This window comes from Acidimicrobiia bacterium, assembly GCA_009694375.1.
Classification (GTDB): Bacteria; Actinomycetota; Acidimicrobiia; order Acidimicrobiales; family VFJN01; genus VFJN01.
The window spans coordinates 127,519-141,747 of sequence record SHVB01000001.1 but is presented as its reverse complement, the minus strand read 5'-3'; the positions used below and the strand labels follow the sequence as shown (position 1 = coordinate 141,747).

General features: G+C 66.1%; 10 protein-coding genes. 6 read left to right on the top strand and 4 right to left on the bottom strand.

What is annotated here, in order from left to right; all coding sequences use genetic code 11:
• The first annotated feature begins 2 nt into the window (after window positions 1-2).
• A complete protein-coding gene (locus EXQ71_00695; protein ID MSO86021.1) occupies window positions 3-995 on the top strand; it encodes a class I SAM-dependent methyltransferase in 993 nt (330 codons plus the stop codon).
• Window positions 996-1,083: 88 nt separating this feature from the next.
• Here the strand turns inward: EXQ71_00695 and EXQ71_00690 are convergent, their stop codons facing one another.
• Window positions 1,084-3,648: a glycosyltransferase gene (locus EXQ71_00690; protein MSO86020.1), complete on the bottom strand. Its 2,565-nt coding sequence runs from the start codon at window positions 3,646-3,648 to the stop codon at window positions 1,084-1,086.
• A gap of 60 nt (window positions 3,649-3,708) precedes the next feature.
• Between EXQ71_00690 and EXQ71_00685 the strand changes: the two genes are divergently transcribed.
• Genes EXQ71_00685 through EXQ71_00675 form a run of 3 tightly spaced genes read left to right on the top strand, consistent with a single transcriptional unit; the run spans window position 3,709 to window position 7,885 of the window.
• Window positions 3,709-4,524 carry an ABC transporter permease gene (locus EXQ71_00685; GenBank protein ID MSO86019.1) on the top strand — a complete coding sequence of 272 codons (816 nt, stop codon included), beginning with the start codon at window positions 3,709-3,711 and terminating at the stop codon, window positions 4,522-4,524.
• Window positions 4,476-5,747 carry an ABC transporter ATP-binding protein gene (locus EXQ71_00680; protein ID MSO86018.1) on the top strand — a complete coding sequence of 424 codons (1,272 nt, stop codon included), beginning with the start codon at window positions 4,476-4,478 and terminating at the stop codon, window positions 5,745-5,747. Before EXQ71_00685 ends, EXQ71_00680 begins: the two co-directional genes overlap by 49 nt.
• On the top strand, window positions 5,744-7,885 hold the full coding sequence (locus tag EXQ71_00675; protein ID MSO86017.1) for a glycosyltransferase: 2,142 nt from the start codon (window positions 5,744-5,746) through the stop codon (window positions 7,883-7,885). Before EXQ71_00680 ends, EXQ71_00675 begins: the two co-directional genes overlap by 4 nt.
• A 109-nt stretch (window positions 7,886-7,994) precedes the next feature.
• On the opposite strand, the gene EXQ71_00670 is transcribed toward EXQ71_00675, so the two are convergent.
• Entirely contained in the window at window positions 7,995-8,525 is a 531-nt protein-coding gene (locus tag EXQ71_00670) for a class I SAM-dependent methyltransferase (GenBank protein ID MSO86016.1), read from the bottom strand.
• A gap of 52 nt (window positions 8,526-8,577) precedes the next feature.
• Between EXQ71_00670 and EXQ71_00665 the strand changes: the two genes are divergently transcribed.
• A complete protein-coding gene (locus tag EXQ71_00665; GenBank protein ID MSO86015.1) occupies window positions 8,578-10,029 on the top strand; it encodes a hypothetical protein in 1,452 nt (483 codons plus the stop codon).
• A 51-nt stretch (window positions 10,030-10,080) separates the two neighbouring features.
• Window positions 10,081-11,076, top strand: coding sequence for a glycosyltransferase family 2 protein (locus EXQ71_00660; GenBank protein MSO86014.1), 996 nt, complete (start codon window positions 10,081-10,083; stop codon window positions 11,074-11,076).
• Here EXQ71_00660 and meaB read toward each other — a convergent pair.
• Window positions 11,073-12,074: a methylmalonyl Co-A mutase-associated GTPase MeaB gene (meaB, locus tag EXQ71_00655; GenBank protein MSO86013.1), complete on the bottom strand. Its 1,002-nt coding sequence runs from the start codon at window positions 12,072-12,074 to the stop codon at window positions 11,073-11,075. The two genes, EXQ71_00660 and meaB, sit on opposite strands and share 4 nt — an antisense overlap.
• Window positions 12,071-14,221 carry a methylmalonyl-CoA mutase gene (locus tag EXQ71_00650; protein ID MSO86012.1) on the bottom strand — a complete coding sequence of 717 codons (2,151 nt, stop codon included), beginning with the start codon at window positions 14,219-14,221 and terminating at the stop codon, window positions 12,071-12,073. Before EXQ71_00650 ends, meaB begins: the two co-directional genes overlap by 4 nt.
• Window positions 14,222-14,229: the final 8 nt, after the last annotated feature.

Genomic DNA, 14,229 nt, shown 5'->3' with positions numbered 1-14,229 from the left:
CGGTGGATCCGGTGGCTGATCATGTCGGCAACATCTATTGGGCCGAGGTTGACCCGGACGCCGTCAATAACGCTTGCGCAGCAGCGCTGGCGTTGGTGGGCTGCAACAAGCGGGTGTTGGAACTAGGGGCCGCCGCCGGCCATGTGACCCGGTCATTGGTGGCCAACGGGTGTCGGGTGGTGGCCATTGAGGTTGATGCCGGGTCCGCCACGTTCCTTCATGAGGTAACCGAGCGGGTGATCGTGGGGGATCTCTCCGATCCCGCCGTAGTGGCCGCGGCTATCGACGATGAGCGTTTCGACGTGGTGTTGGGGGGCGACGTACTGGAGCACCTCTCCGATCCGCTGCGGGTAATCCGAGCCTGCCGGGCGGCCCTCAAACCCGGTGGCTACGTAGTGCTCTCCGTACCCAATATCGCCCATGCCGATGTGAAGCTCCAGTTGCTGGCGGGTCGGTTCCGGTATCGCGAGACGGGGCTACTGGATCGGACGCACCTGCACTTCTTCACGTTGGAATCCATCCAGGAACTGGTGCACGATGCGGGCCTGGTCGTGGTGGACCTCCAACGCGTGATCGTGCCGGTGTTCAGCAGCGAACAGGCCGTGGAGCCCTCCACCGTATCGCCGGCGCTTCTCGCGGAGGTGGTGGCCGAGGCCGAATCCGAGACGTACCAGTTCGTGCTTCGGGCGGTCGCCCATGATGGCGATGTCGAGATCGCCAACCTGGCCAACCGGGTGGTTGAGTTGGGGACGGCCCTTGATCGGGAGCGAGCCCGTTTGGTGGTAGCGGAGGCTGAGTTGGAGTCCACTCGTGTTGGGCTGAATCAAGCCACCATCGCGCTCGATCAAGCCACCATCGCGCTCGAGGAATCGGCCGGCTGCGCCGATTGCTTCGAGGCGCAGTGCCAAGAACTTGCCGCGCATGTCGTCGCGCTGCAATCCACCCGCGGCTACCGGATGCTGGCGCCGCTGCGTCGGCTTTCCGGCCGTCGCTAATCGCAGCCGTATGTCGATTGTGCCCTGGCCCCCATGCCGGTCGAACTACTCGAGCAGCCAGCCGTCATCGTTCGCCTAGCCGCCGTCCTCAGCGACCGCGACGAGCCCAACCGACTCGCTGTTGAGCCCAGCGGGTGGCTCCTCGGGCCACCCCGACCGGTCCTTCCTGCCGATAGCGGGTGGTTACAAGGGCAACCTTGGCCCGGAGCCTCCCCATGAGCGACGGGCGCTTGATCGGCGGCGATACGACTTCACCTATCGACGGGTGGTGGGGGGGATACGGCGCCAGAGCGGTGGGCTGCGGCAGCCAGGGTTCGTCGACGACCACGGTGGTCCAGGAGGGGTTGGGCTGGCGTCGCAGGCCGGTGGGGTGCCGGGCGTGGTCGAGGATGGCCAGGTAACGATCCGCCTGACGGAACGGCGACCAGCGCAGGAGAGCGGCGCGACGGGCGTCTTCGCCCACCGTGACGCGATCGGCCCCGTGGGCCAGGGCGTGGTGCAAGGCGAGGGCCCACTCGTCGGGGGAGTCGGCTAGCCATCCTGTGCGGCCGGGCGTGATGGCATCGACGAAGGGAGCCGTGGGGCTGGCAATGGTGGGGGTGGCCACCAGCGCCGCTTCGAGCCACTTGATGGCGCTTTTGGCGTCGTTGAACCGACTTCCCGGTTGCAGGGGGGCCAGGTTGATGTCGATGTCGCGCAGCACCTCGGGCAGGGCCTCCCACGCCGTCCAGGGGATGCGGTGCACGCGCTCGCCCAAGGTCGCCATCACCGCCTCGGTGGGGGCCAGAGGACCACCCAGCCAGAGTTCGACATCGGGATGGGCCATCAGCACACTCGCCACCGCCGCTTCGATGTGGCGCCAGTCGGCGTCGTGGGTGGTGGTGCCGCTGAAGTACCCCACCCGTAGGGGTCCCGGGCGTCGAGGGCGAGTAGTGGCGACCTCGCTGGCCGCTCCCAGGGCGGCCCCCACGCCGTTTTCGAAGAGGTAGGCCTCGATCCCCACCACTCGACGAGCGTGGTCTACGAGCGCGGCGGTGGATCCGATGTAGGCATCGCACGCCTCCATTGTGGTGCGGTAACGCTGCACGCCCTGGAGCCAGAGCGCACTCTCAGCGGCGGGAAGCAGTTGGAGGGCCGGGATTTCATCGTCGATGGTCGGGTCGAAGATGAGGTCGTCCACATCGAACAGCACCGGGGTGCCCGCCGCTCGGGTGGCCTCGATAAGAGCGAGCACCTGTGGCGTCGCCGGCACCCGATAGACCACCACAACATCGGCGGCGGCCGCTCGCGCCGCCACGTCGGGGTCGCGGTAGTGGGCGATGGTGCTCGCCACGCCTCGGTGGGCGATGGCCTCGGCGGGCAGTTGCGCTCGGTAGCGCAAGGGGGCGCCATCGATACCCACCAAAAACAGCACTGTGCCGAGGGGCGCGGCGGCGGCCGTCGCGCCACCAGAGGCCAGCAGCGCTTCAAATCGAGCCTCCAAGCCTTCGATCTGATCGCCGGTCGAACGCACTACGGGAGGGTGCTCGGCTCCTGTCTGCAGGGCGGCGAGGGTGGGGGCGTCCAGCACGCGTTCGAGGGCGGCCCGCAGCAGCTCGGGATCGCCGGCGGGCACGATCAACCCGTTCACACCGTCCTCCACTACTTCTTCAGGTCCCAACGTGTTGGTGGCGATCACCGGCACCTGCCGCAGCAAGGCCTCCCGGGTGACCAGCGAGTACGACTCGCGCATGACCGACGGCAGTAGCAGTACATCGGTGGAGGAGAGCAGCTCGTTGAGGGCGTCGGGGTGGTAGGCCGGAGCCAACTCCAGCGCGGTGGCCTCGAGGGGGCGGCCGTCACGTTGCACCGCTTCTTGGAGGTCATGGGCGATGATGCGCAGGCCAGGACGCGGGCCCAGTTGATGGGCGGCATCGAGGAGGACCGCCGATCCCTTCATGGGGTTGCTGCCGCCGGTGTATCGGATCACTACCGGCTGATCGGAGCGGCGGGATCGCCGCGCGGTGACCGTGCCTATCTCCATGCCGTTCTCGTCCACGGCCAGTCGACCCGGGGCCACTCCATTGGCCTCTAGTACCGCCGCCGCCGAGCGGGACGGTGCCAGGACCAGGTCGGCCGGGGCCAGCAGTTCGGCCAATCGGGCCGCCCGCGCTTCGAGGTGCTCCCGACCGGCCTCACAGGCGCACGCCCCCGCGTCCACGACGAGCGAGCAGGGGCGATCGTTGCGGTCCACGAGGAACTGCCGGGCGCACACCCACCAGAAGTCGTGCATTGTCACCACGGTGATGGCGCCCGAAGCCTTGGCCACCCCCACCAGCCCAGCCCCGAGGGTCTGCAGGGCGTGCAGGTGCACCACCTCGGCGGGATGTTCGCGCAGGTGCCGGGCGAAGCGCTCGGCCACGGCCGGATTGTCGTAGTTCAGGGGATCTGCCCACCCCATCCAGGGTGTGGACACCACCCAATGCACCGGGAGGCCCACCTCGTCGATGTCGTCCCATTCCTCCAGCGGTGCGCGTTGGCTGTCGAGGTAGCCAGCGAAGACACGCACGTCATGGCCGCCCGCGAGGAGGCCACGGGCCAGGCGTTGGGGTTGCAGGGTGCCGCCGCTACGGAAATTGGGAGGGTAATGAGCAGAGACCACGGTGATGCGCATCAGAGAGGTAACGTAGTGGGCCACGCCGGGTCGTCATTCGACCCCTGGCCTTCCCCCGCCATGACTACCCTTCGCGAACTGCATCGCCACCGAGAGCTCTTCGTAAACCTGACGCTGCGGGAACTGCGGGGAAAGTACAAACGGTCGGCCTTGGGCTGGGGCTGGTCGATGCTCAATCCGCTCGCGCAGATGGGTATCTTCACACTCGTTTTCGGCTTCTTCCTGAAGGTCGAACCACCGACGGGCGACCCCAGTGGGCTCCACGTGTTCGCTTTCTTCCTCCTGTGTGGGTTGCTGCCCTGGACGTTTCTGGCCAACGGCATCACCGGGGGGATGGGGTCCCTTCTCGCCAATGCCAGCCTCGTGAAAAAGGTGTGGTTTCCCCGGCAACTCCTGGTGGCCTCCACCGTGGCTGGTTTCGGAGTGTCTTTCCTCATCGAACTCGGCGTACTCAGCGTCGCCTTGCTCATCGCCGGCAACATGGTGGTGCCCTGGATGGTGCCGATGCTGGGCGTGGCGATGATTCAGGGGGTGTTCGTGCTTGGGGTGGCGCTCGCCCTGTCGGTGTGGAACGTGTACTTCCGCGACCTCGAGTACCTCATCGGTATCGGGCTTCAGTTTTGGTTCTACGCCACTCCCATCGTGTATCCGGTGTCGGTGGTAAACAGCGCCCTCTCCGATCGCCCCACCCTGCTGGGTATCTATCGCCTCAACCCCATGACCAGATTCTCGGAGATCTACCGAGATCTCTACTACTCGCTCCGGGCTCCCGCCATCGCTGATGTTGGCTACGTGGTGCTCTGTGCGGTGGTGGCCCTGGTGATCGGATGGGTGTCCTTCAACCGGCTGCAGGGCCGCCTGGCGGAGGAACTGTGACGGTACCCGCCATCTCGGTGGAGCAGCTTTCGAAGCGCTTCCGGCTCTACCACGACCGCAACCAGAGTTTGAAAGCCACCGTGATGCGAGGCGGCAGGGCGCGCTACGAGGATTTCTGGGCGCTACGAGACGTGTCCCTGGAGATAGCCGAGGGCGTCACCTACGGGTTTATTGGTACCAACGGCTCCGGGAAGAGCACCTTGCTCAAGTGCTTGGCCCGCATCTTGGAACCCGACGAGGGAAGTTGCCGCACGAACGGCAAGGTTTCGGCGCTACTCGAACTCGGCGCTGGGTTTCACCCGGAACTGTCCGGTCGGGAGAATGTGTATCTGAACGGTTCGATTCTGGGCATGTCCAAAGCGGATCTGAATATCCGCTTCGACGACATCGTGGCCTTCGCCGGGTTGGAGCGCTTCATCGATACCCCGGTGAAGAACTATTCCTCGGGTATGTATGTGCGTTTGGGGTTTTCGGTGGCCATCAACGTGGACCCCGACATCCTCTTGGTCGACGAGGTGTTGGCGGTAGGAGATGAGCAGTTCCAGCGGCGTTGTAACGAACGCTTTGCTGATCTCCGAGCGGAGGGCCGTACCATTGTGGTGGTGTCGCACTCGCTCGGCTCGGTTCAGGCCATCTGCGACGAAGTGGCCTGGCTCGATGACGGTGTCCTGCGGGCCACCGGCAACGCAGGGAGCGTGATTGAGCAGTACCTCACGGAGGTGCGAGAGGAGCGTGAGGCGACCGAAACCCACGCTACGGCCAGTCGATCCGGGTCCGGGGAGATCACCATTGATGCGCTGGAGGTCCTCGGACCCGATGGGAGTGCCACCGACGTGATTCGCACCGGTGACACGGTGACGTTTCGGTGTCACTACACCGCGGCCGCTGCGGTCCCCAACCCGGTCTTCTCCCTGGCTATCCACACGTTGGAGGGTGCCGTGGTGACCAATCCGCACACTCGGGATGCGACGATTGTGCCTACCGGAGTATCGGGTTCGGGGTTCGTGGACCTGGTGGTGGATCGCCTCCCCCTTCTCCCGGGCACCTACGATCTGTCCGGTGCTATCACCGACTCTGCCGCGCTGCATACCTACGATGAGCGACATCGGGAACGGCGCTTCGATGTGGACGGCGGTGCGCAAAGCGACGGGTGGAGCGGGCTGATCACGATGCATGGGCGATGGGTGCTCGGCGGAACCGACCTTCGAACTCCACTCCGATGAGCATCGTGGTGCCGCGGCCGGCCCGGGTGCTGGTGTTGGTGATGGCCGGACCCGAGGATGCCGCGGCCGCTCGGACCACCGCTGATGCCCTGCGAAGAGTCCAGGTGCCCAACGCCAAGATCGAGGTCAATGGGAACGTCGCCGCTACGGTCAATGCCCGCAATGCGGCGGCCACGGTGGATTCGAACGACTATCTGGTGTTCGTGCAGGCGGGGGTGGAGGTGCCGGATCACTTTGTGGCCGGGGCTATCGAGCAACTGCGGGGTGACGCCTCCACCGCTCTGGTGGGCTGGTCGGCCACCGGAGGGCCAGTGGGTGCGTTCGAACTGTTTGTGCCGCTGTCGGCCTGCGTGATCCGTCACCGGGCCTTCCACGGCCTGGGTGGATTCGACGTGCGTGTACCGAGCGTGATGGAAGGGTTCGATCTGGGGTGGCGCATGTGGCTGGGTGGGTACCGCGTGCGCGGCATGGGTCCGCCTCCCCACGCTCCGGCATCGCTGGGCGACCCCGATCAACTGCGGGCGGGGGTCGCGCTGGTACTGGCCTCGGTGCTCGACGATGCCAGCCTCGAAGCAGCCGGGTGGACCGACTCGCACTACGGCGAGGCCCACCGGACCGGCATGGTACGACGACCGTTACTCCAGCCCGGGCGTCGACGGGGTGACGGGGAATTGCTCCCCTTGGCCCATCGGGCGGTTACCGCCTGGGCGGCGACGGACCCACAGGCGGCCCCGGTGGCGGAGGTTCTGGCTCTTCTTGGCGCCCCGGAGCGGGCCGGTATCCGGCGACGCATCGCAGTGGTTACCGCCGACACGCTGTCGGCGCGGATGGCCGGACCGGGTATTCGCGCCCTGCAGATCGCTCGTCGTCTGGCCGCCGAGCACGAGGTGGTGCTCGCGACCACGGGTGGCTGCGACCTCGGCGGCGAGAACTTCGAGGTGCGGGCGGTGGCCGAGAAAGGGTTGCGCGATCTAGAGCGGTGGTGCGATGTCTTCGTGTTCCAGGGTTGGGTGCTGGCAGGTCGGGGCTTTCTCCTCTATTCCGACAAGGTCCTCATTGCCGACGTCTATGACCCGATGCACCTGGAGCAACTCGAGCAGGGACACGACGCCGAGGGTGAACACGGCCGCTTCGATGCGGTGCGCAACGCCACTCATGTGATCAACGAGCAACTCGGGCGGGCCGACTTTGTGTTGTGTGCGAGTACCAAACAGCGCGATCTATGGCTCGGCCAACTGGCGGCTCTCGTTCGCATCAATCCGGTTACCTACGATGGCGACGAATCGCTCTACAACCTCCTCGCCGTCGTGCCCTTCGGTGTTGACAGCGAACCGCCGGTGGCGAGCCGCTCCGCCATCAAGGGGGTGGTCCCCGGGATTGGTGTCGACGACAAGGTCATCCTCTGGGGCGGCGGGGTGTACAACTGGTTCGATCCGCTCACCCTCATCCGAGCGGTCGACCGCCTGCGGACCCGTATCCCGGAGATCCGGCTGTTTTTTCTTGGCCTCCGCCACCCGAATCCCGACATTCCCGAGATGCGGATGGCGGTGGAGACGCGGCGTCTGGCCACCGAGTTGGGATTGGTCAACACCCACGTCTTTTTCAACGAGGACTGGGTGGTCTTCGAGGAGCGCCAGAACTTTCTGCTCGATGCCGATCTCGGCGTGAGCACGCACCTCGATCACATCGAGACGGAGTTCTCGTTCCGCACCCGCATCCTCGACTACCTCTGGGCGGGACTGCCGATCTTGGCCACCGATGGCGACTCGTTCGCGGAGGTGATCCGTCGCGAGGGACTAGGCGTGGTGGTGCCGGCCGGGGATGTAGAGGCGGTGGAGGAGGGTCTGGAGCGGTTGCTCACCGATCCCGCCCTGGCGGCTACCTGCCGAGCCAACATCGGTCGCCTGACTCCGGCGTTCACCTGGTCGGCCTGTCTGGAGCCCCTGGTGGAGTTCTGCCGGGCCCCCCGTCGGGCGGCGGACGTCGCCTGCACCGACCTCGATCCTCACGCGGCCGCCGCCCCGGTTCGACGGGGCCGTGTTCGAGATGTGCAGGTGGCCTGGGCCTATCTCCAAGCCGGTGGTCCGCGCCTCCTGGCGGAGCGCGGGCTTAGCCGAATTCGCCGCAACCAGCGCTGATGGCACGGCGGTAATCACCCGCCGATGGTGGAGGGGTGAGGCCGCCAGCGGTGCGCTTGGATCTGGATCGGCCGGGATCGGGACTAGCCAACCCGTGGCTGGTGATCGGTTACGTCCGAGTGGCGGCGCTGACCATCGTCCACGGAAAGGGCGTCGTCACCGACTCCACGTTGAAGTGTTGTCCGATCAACTCGACAAAGCTGCGCCTACTCCAGTGATTGATATGCCCGGGAGTGTTGCCGAGCGCCCCGATGTACTTGCCCCGGGCGAGGTTGGCCAGACGCCAGATCGGTTCGCGGGGCACCGAGACCACGAGGTGGCCGGTGGCGAGACGGGACAGTTCGCGCAGCGCCGCCATTGGATCGGCCACGTGCTCAAGCACCTCGATCCCCAGTACCAGGTCGAAACTAGCGTCGGGAAACGGGAGCCGATGGATGTCGGCGAACACACCACTCACGCCGCAGTGGGCCCAGTGGAGAGCCAACGCAGGGTCGGGGAGATCAATCCCCACCAGACGCGCGCGGGGGTACCGGGCCTGTACCCACGTGGCCACGGTGGCCTCTCCCACCCCCACTTCGAGGATCGAACGAACAGGGGCCGTGGGGAGGGCCGCATCGAGACGCTCGAAGAAACCCGTCATGAGCTTTTGCTCAATCCGGCGGGTGGAAGCGTACTTGTCGTAGGTGTTGCCGGTGGGCACCTCAGTGGCCGTCACAAGCCAATCCTATCGCTTGTCGGGGTGGGTGGCGCTGATCTGTAAAGGTGGGGAGGTGCTGACGGCGGAAGTGATTTCTGAACCCAACGGGGAGGAAGCCGTCGGCCTGGGCGAGGCTGTGCGGGGCTTGCTCGCACAGGGCCGCTCAAGCGCTCTCACCGCCTTGTTCCTGGTGGTGGGAACACTGATCTTGGTGACATCGGTGGCGGTGCGTTTTCCCGATCTCTCCGTGTACGACGAAAGCGTTCATGTGGATTATGTCTTTCGGGCTGAGCAGGGCGAGGTGCCCCGCATGGGAGATTTGATCCAGCCGGAGGTGGTGGGTCCTTCCCTGTGTCGGGGCGTGGTGGGGGTTCGGCTCCCCGATTGCTCCAGCGGTGACCAACGGCTCGGCCGACTAGGGGCCAAGGGCTACCAGTACGAGGCGCAGCAGCCTCCGGTGTACTACTTCGTCACGGCTGCCCTGCGCCGCCTCGTGGCGCTCGGCCCCAGCGATGACCTGGTCCTCACGGCTCGCCTCACCGGGGCGGCGTGGCTCCTGAGCGGACTCCTGGTCCTCTGGCTGGCACTGGCTCGACTTCGGGTTCGGCCGGCGGGGGCGGCCACGATCCTGGCGATAGCCCTGCTGGGTCCTGCCGTGGTGTACCACTCGGCGACGGTTACCAACGACGCCGCCGTTCTCCTGCTCGGCGCGGTGACGATCCATTTCCTGCTCGCCGCACGACGAGCCGTTACCTGGGGTGGGCTCCTGGGGTGGTCGCTGCTGGGGGCCGTGGCGGTGTGGACCAAGCCCCAGGTTCTCGTGGCCATCGCAACGATGGCGCTGGTGGCGCTGTTGCGTCGTCGTCGTCCGTCGTGGCGTCCCGTGCGCGATGATCTCTGGCTCCTTCCGGTGGCGGTGTCGGCGGTGGCCTATCTCGTCTGGGGGGCGATAGTGGAGGCGCGGGCCACGGTGGACCCAGCCGTGGTCCTCCACACACTGCTGTCGTTCAAAGAGGTAAGTCAGTTCCCGGGGGAGACCGTCATTGCACAACTCGTGGGTCTCGTCATCGCCTACTCCGGTCCCACACCGCTGCGGACGTCATTCGTGAGTGCGTTCGGCATGCTGGTGGTTTACACCGTGGTGGCGGCGGACTTGCGGGCCGTTCTCAACGCCGCCCGGTCTTCGGTGGTGGCGTTGGCGGGCTGGCTGAGTTTCCTTGCCGTGGTGTTGGCCGGACCGGTCTACACCGCGATGTTCTTCTTCGAATGGAGCATCGGCGGTGGGCCGACTCCTCGCTACGCGCTCGTGCTGCTGCCGGGGATGCTGCTGGGTCTGGTGGAGCCCGTTGCGCACCGCAAGACAAGGATCTGGTTGCAGATCGTTCTGCTTGGCCTGGCCGGGGCGCTGGCGGTATTGATCATCAATGTTTCCCTTCGGGGTGGCTGAGGTCGGCGGGTGAGCGTTATGGGGACCACGGGGCGCTACCGTTCGAGCGCCGTGAAACTGATCATCCAGATTCCGTGTCTCAACGAAGAGGATCAACTGCCCGTATCCCTGGCGGCGTTGCCGCGAGAGGTTGAGGGCTTTGACGTGGTGGAGTGGCTGATCGTCGACGATGGCTCCACCGACCGCACCGTTGCGGTGGCTAGGGAACTCGGTGTGGACCACGTTGTGAAACTGACCAACAACAAGGGACTGGCCTATGCGTTCCAAGCCGGTCTGGATGCGTGCCTGAAGCTGGGAGCCGACGTGGTGGTCAACACCGACGCCGATAACCAGTACGACGCCGAGGACATACCCGCCCTAGTGCAGCCGATCCTGCGAGGCGATGCCGACATGGTGATCGGCGCTCGGAACGTGATGGCTATCGAGCATTTCTCGCTGGTCAAGAAGCGGCTGCAGAGGTTGGGGAGTTGGGTCATCCAACATGCATCGGGCACGACGATCCCCGATGCCACCTCGGGATTTCGGGCCTATAACCGCGAGGCGGCGTTGGGTCTGACCGTGGTGTCGAGCTACACCTACACCCTGGAGTCACTTATTCAGGCGGGCCAGAGCCTGGTGGCGCTGGATCACGTTGCGGTGAGGACGAATCCCGAGTTGCGGGAGTCGCGGCTGTTCGGCTCGATGTGGGGCTATGTGCGCCGCAACATGATGGCGATCTTTCGGATCTACGCAGGCTACGAGCCGCTCAAGGTGTTTACGGCGCTGGCGCTGGGTTTGCTGCTTCTGAGTGGGATCGCCTGGAGCCCGTTCTTGTACGACTGGATTGTGTACGGCGACCGGTCGGGGCACCTGCAGTCGATTGTGGTGGGGGGTGTCCTCCTGGTGGCGGCGGTGCAGACCTTCGCCCTGGGGGTCATTGCGGACCTCATTGCGGCCCACCGGACCGTCTCGCAACGCACCCTTGAACGGGTGCGTCGGATCGAACTGGAGTTGGGCGTGGCACCGTCGCACTACGTGCCGGACCCCCGAGAGGGGCAAGACCCCTAGCGGGGGTCTTGATCAAGGAACGCCTCGAGTAGCAACTGGGCGGCTCGGGTGGGGGCGGTTGAGCCCGCCGCTACCGCCGCCACGAGGTCGGGCACTCGGTCGCGCACCGTGGGGTGATCGCGGAGGCCCTCCAGCAGGGTCTCGGTAACTTCGCTCCACATCCACGACACTCCCTGCCGGGCGCGCAGTTCCTCGAGGCCATCGGCGGCGAGGCGGGCATGGGCGGCCTCGATGGCAGCCCAGAGTTCGGGCACGCCAGCCCCGGTCCGCGCCGAACAGGTAGCTACGCCCACTTCCCAGCCGGGTCGCTTGGGCCGGAGGAGGTGCACGGCGTGGCGCAGGTCGCCCATGGCGCGCTGGGCGGCCCCTGCGAGTTCGCCGTCGGCCTTGTTGACGGCGATGAGGTCGGCCAGTTCCATGATCCCGCGTTTGATGCCTTGCAGTTCGTCGCCACCGGTGGGGGAAGCCACCAACACGAAGAGATCGACGAGGTCGGCCACCGCCACCTCGGACTGGCCCACGCCCACGGTCTCCACCAGCACCACTCGGAATCCGGCGGCCTCACACAGCAGGAGGGCCTCGCGGGTGCGGCGGGCTACGCCTCCCAGCGTGCCAGAGGATGGCGAGGGCCGAATGTAGGCGCGTTCGTGGCGGCCGAGGTCGGACATGCGGGTCTTGTCACCCAGGATCGAACCGCCGGAAATGGAACTGGATGGGTCCACCGCCAGCACGGCTAGGTGGTGCCCGTCGCCCAGCACTTGGTGGCCGAGGGCCTCAATGAGGCTGGATTTCCCGGAGCCGGGTACGCCTGAGATACCTACCCGAATGGCGCCGCCGGTAAAGGGCAGGAGCGACTCGATGAGGTCGGTGGCTTCGATGCGGTGGTCGGGACGGGTGGATTCCACCAGGGTGATGCCGCGGGCCAGGGCGCGCCGGTCGCCGGCGCGTATGGCAACGGCGAGATCGGCGTCTAAGGAAGCCACGGTGGGGGGCTTCAACCGCGTCCGGGACGAGCGCGCAGGAGACCGAGCACAACCTCGGCCGCCTCGGGGATGTTCGTGCCGGGACCGAAGATGGCCACCACGCCGGCGGCTCGGAGTTCGTCGTAGTCCTGGGGTGGGATCACGCCGCCGCACACCACCAGGATGTCGTCGCCGCCCGCCGCCCGTAGCTCGTCGATCAGTTGGGGCACGAGGGTCTTGTGCCCGGCGGCCTGGCTCGACACCCCCACGATGTGCACGTCGTTTTCGACCGCCGCCCGCGCCACTTCCTCGGGGGTTTCGAAGAGTGGCCCGAAGTCCACGTCGAAGCCGATGTCGGCGAAGGCGGTTCCCACCACCTTGGCTCCTCGGTCGTGGCCGTCTTGGCCCATCTTGGCCATGAGCATCCGGGGGCGTCGCCCCTCTTCGCTAGCAAACGCGGCCACATCGGCCACGATGGCCGCAAAATCGGTGTCTCCTTCGAACCCTGATCCGTACACACCACTAATGCTACGGATATCGGCCTTGTGGCGGCCGAACACGGTCTCCAGGGCATCGCTCATCTCGCCCACGGTGGCCCGGGCTCGGGCGGCCTCGATGCACAAGGTGAGCAGGTTCCCGTCGGCTTCGGCGCCCTCCTGCAGACGGCGGAGGGCGGCCTCACAGGCGGCCGCTGGGCGGGTGGCCCTGATCTGCTGCAGTCGGGCAATCTGGCGATCGCGCACCATCGTGTTGTCGATGTCGAGGATGTCCACCAGCGGCGGATCCTCCGGCCGGTACTTGTTCACCCCCACGATGACCTCCTCGCCGCGGTCCACGCGCGCTTGCCGGCGAGCGGCGGCTTCTTCGATGCGTAGCTTGGGCATGCCCGAGGCAACGGCCTTGGTCATGCCGCCGAGGCCTTCGACCTCCTCCACAATCTTCCAGGCTCGATCAACCAAGGCTTGGGTCAGTGCCTCCACGTAGTAACTGCCCCCGAGAGGGTCGACCACGCGGGGTACGCCGGTTTCCTCCTGGATGATGAGTTGGGTATTGCGAGCGATACCGGAACTGAACTCGGTGGGGAGGCCGAGCGCCTCGTCGAAGGAGTTGGTGTGCAGGCTCTGGGTGCCGCCAAGTACCGCCGCCATCGCCTCGAGGGTGGTGCGCACGATGTTGTTGTACGGGTCCTGCTCGGTGAGCGAGACGCCGCTGGTCTGACAGTGGGTGCGGAGCATCTTGGACTGGGGGTTTCGGGGGTTGAAGGTGGTCATCACCCGATCCCAGAGCACCCGAGCGGCGCGGAGTTTGGCGATCTCCATAAAGAAGTTCATGCCGATGGCGAAGAAGAACGAGAGACGCGGCGCGAAGACATCAATGTCGAGCCCGCGCTGGGTGGCGAACCGGGCGTACTCCCACCCGTCGGCGATGGTGAAGGCCAACTCCAGATCGGCCGTCGCGCCCGCTTCTTGCATGTGGTAGCCGGAGATCGAGATCGAGTTGTACCGGGGCATGTGTTCGGCGGTGTGGCTGATGATGTCGGCCACGATTCGCATGCTCGGCTCGGGCGGGTAGATGTAGGTATTGCGGACCATGAACTCTTTGAGGATGTCGTTTTGGATCGTGCCACTGAGTTGGTCTTGCCGCACCCCTTGTTCCTCGCCCGCCACGATGAAACACGCCAGGACAGGGAGCACCGCCCCGTTCATGGTCATCGACACCGACATCTGGTCGAGGGGAATCCCGTCGAACAGGATCTTCATGTCCTCCACCGAGTCGATGGCCACCCCCGCCTTGCCCACGTCACCGACTACTCGGGGGTGGTCGGAGTCGTAGCCTCGGTGGGTGGCGAGGTCGAAGGCCACCGACACCCCCTGTTGGCCGGCGGCGAGATTGCGGCGGTAGAAGGCGTTGGACTCCTCGGCAGTGGAGAAACCGGCGTACTGGCGGATTGTCCAGGCCCGTCCCGTGTACATGGTGGCACGCACGCCGCGCCGAAAAGGTGCGGCACCGGGCAGTCCATCGGTGGGGATTGTGGCGGTATCAGCAGCCGTGTAGAGCGGGTGCACCGCAATGCCCTCGGGGGTCTGCCAGATCAGTGTGTCGGGGTCGGCCCCTTTGAGGTCCTGGGTGGCCATGGCCCGCCATGTATCGCGATCGGCGTTCGGGGCAGGTGCGTCGCTCATCACCCCTC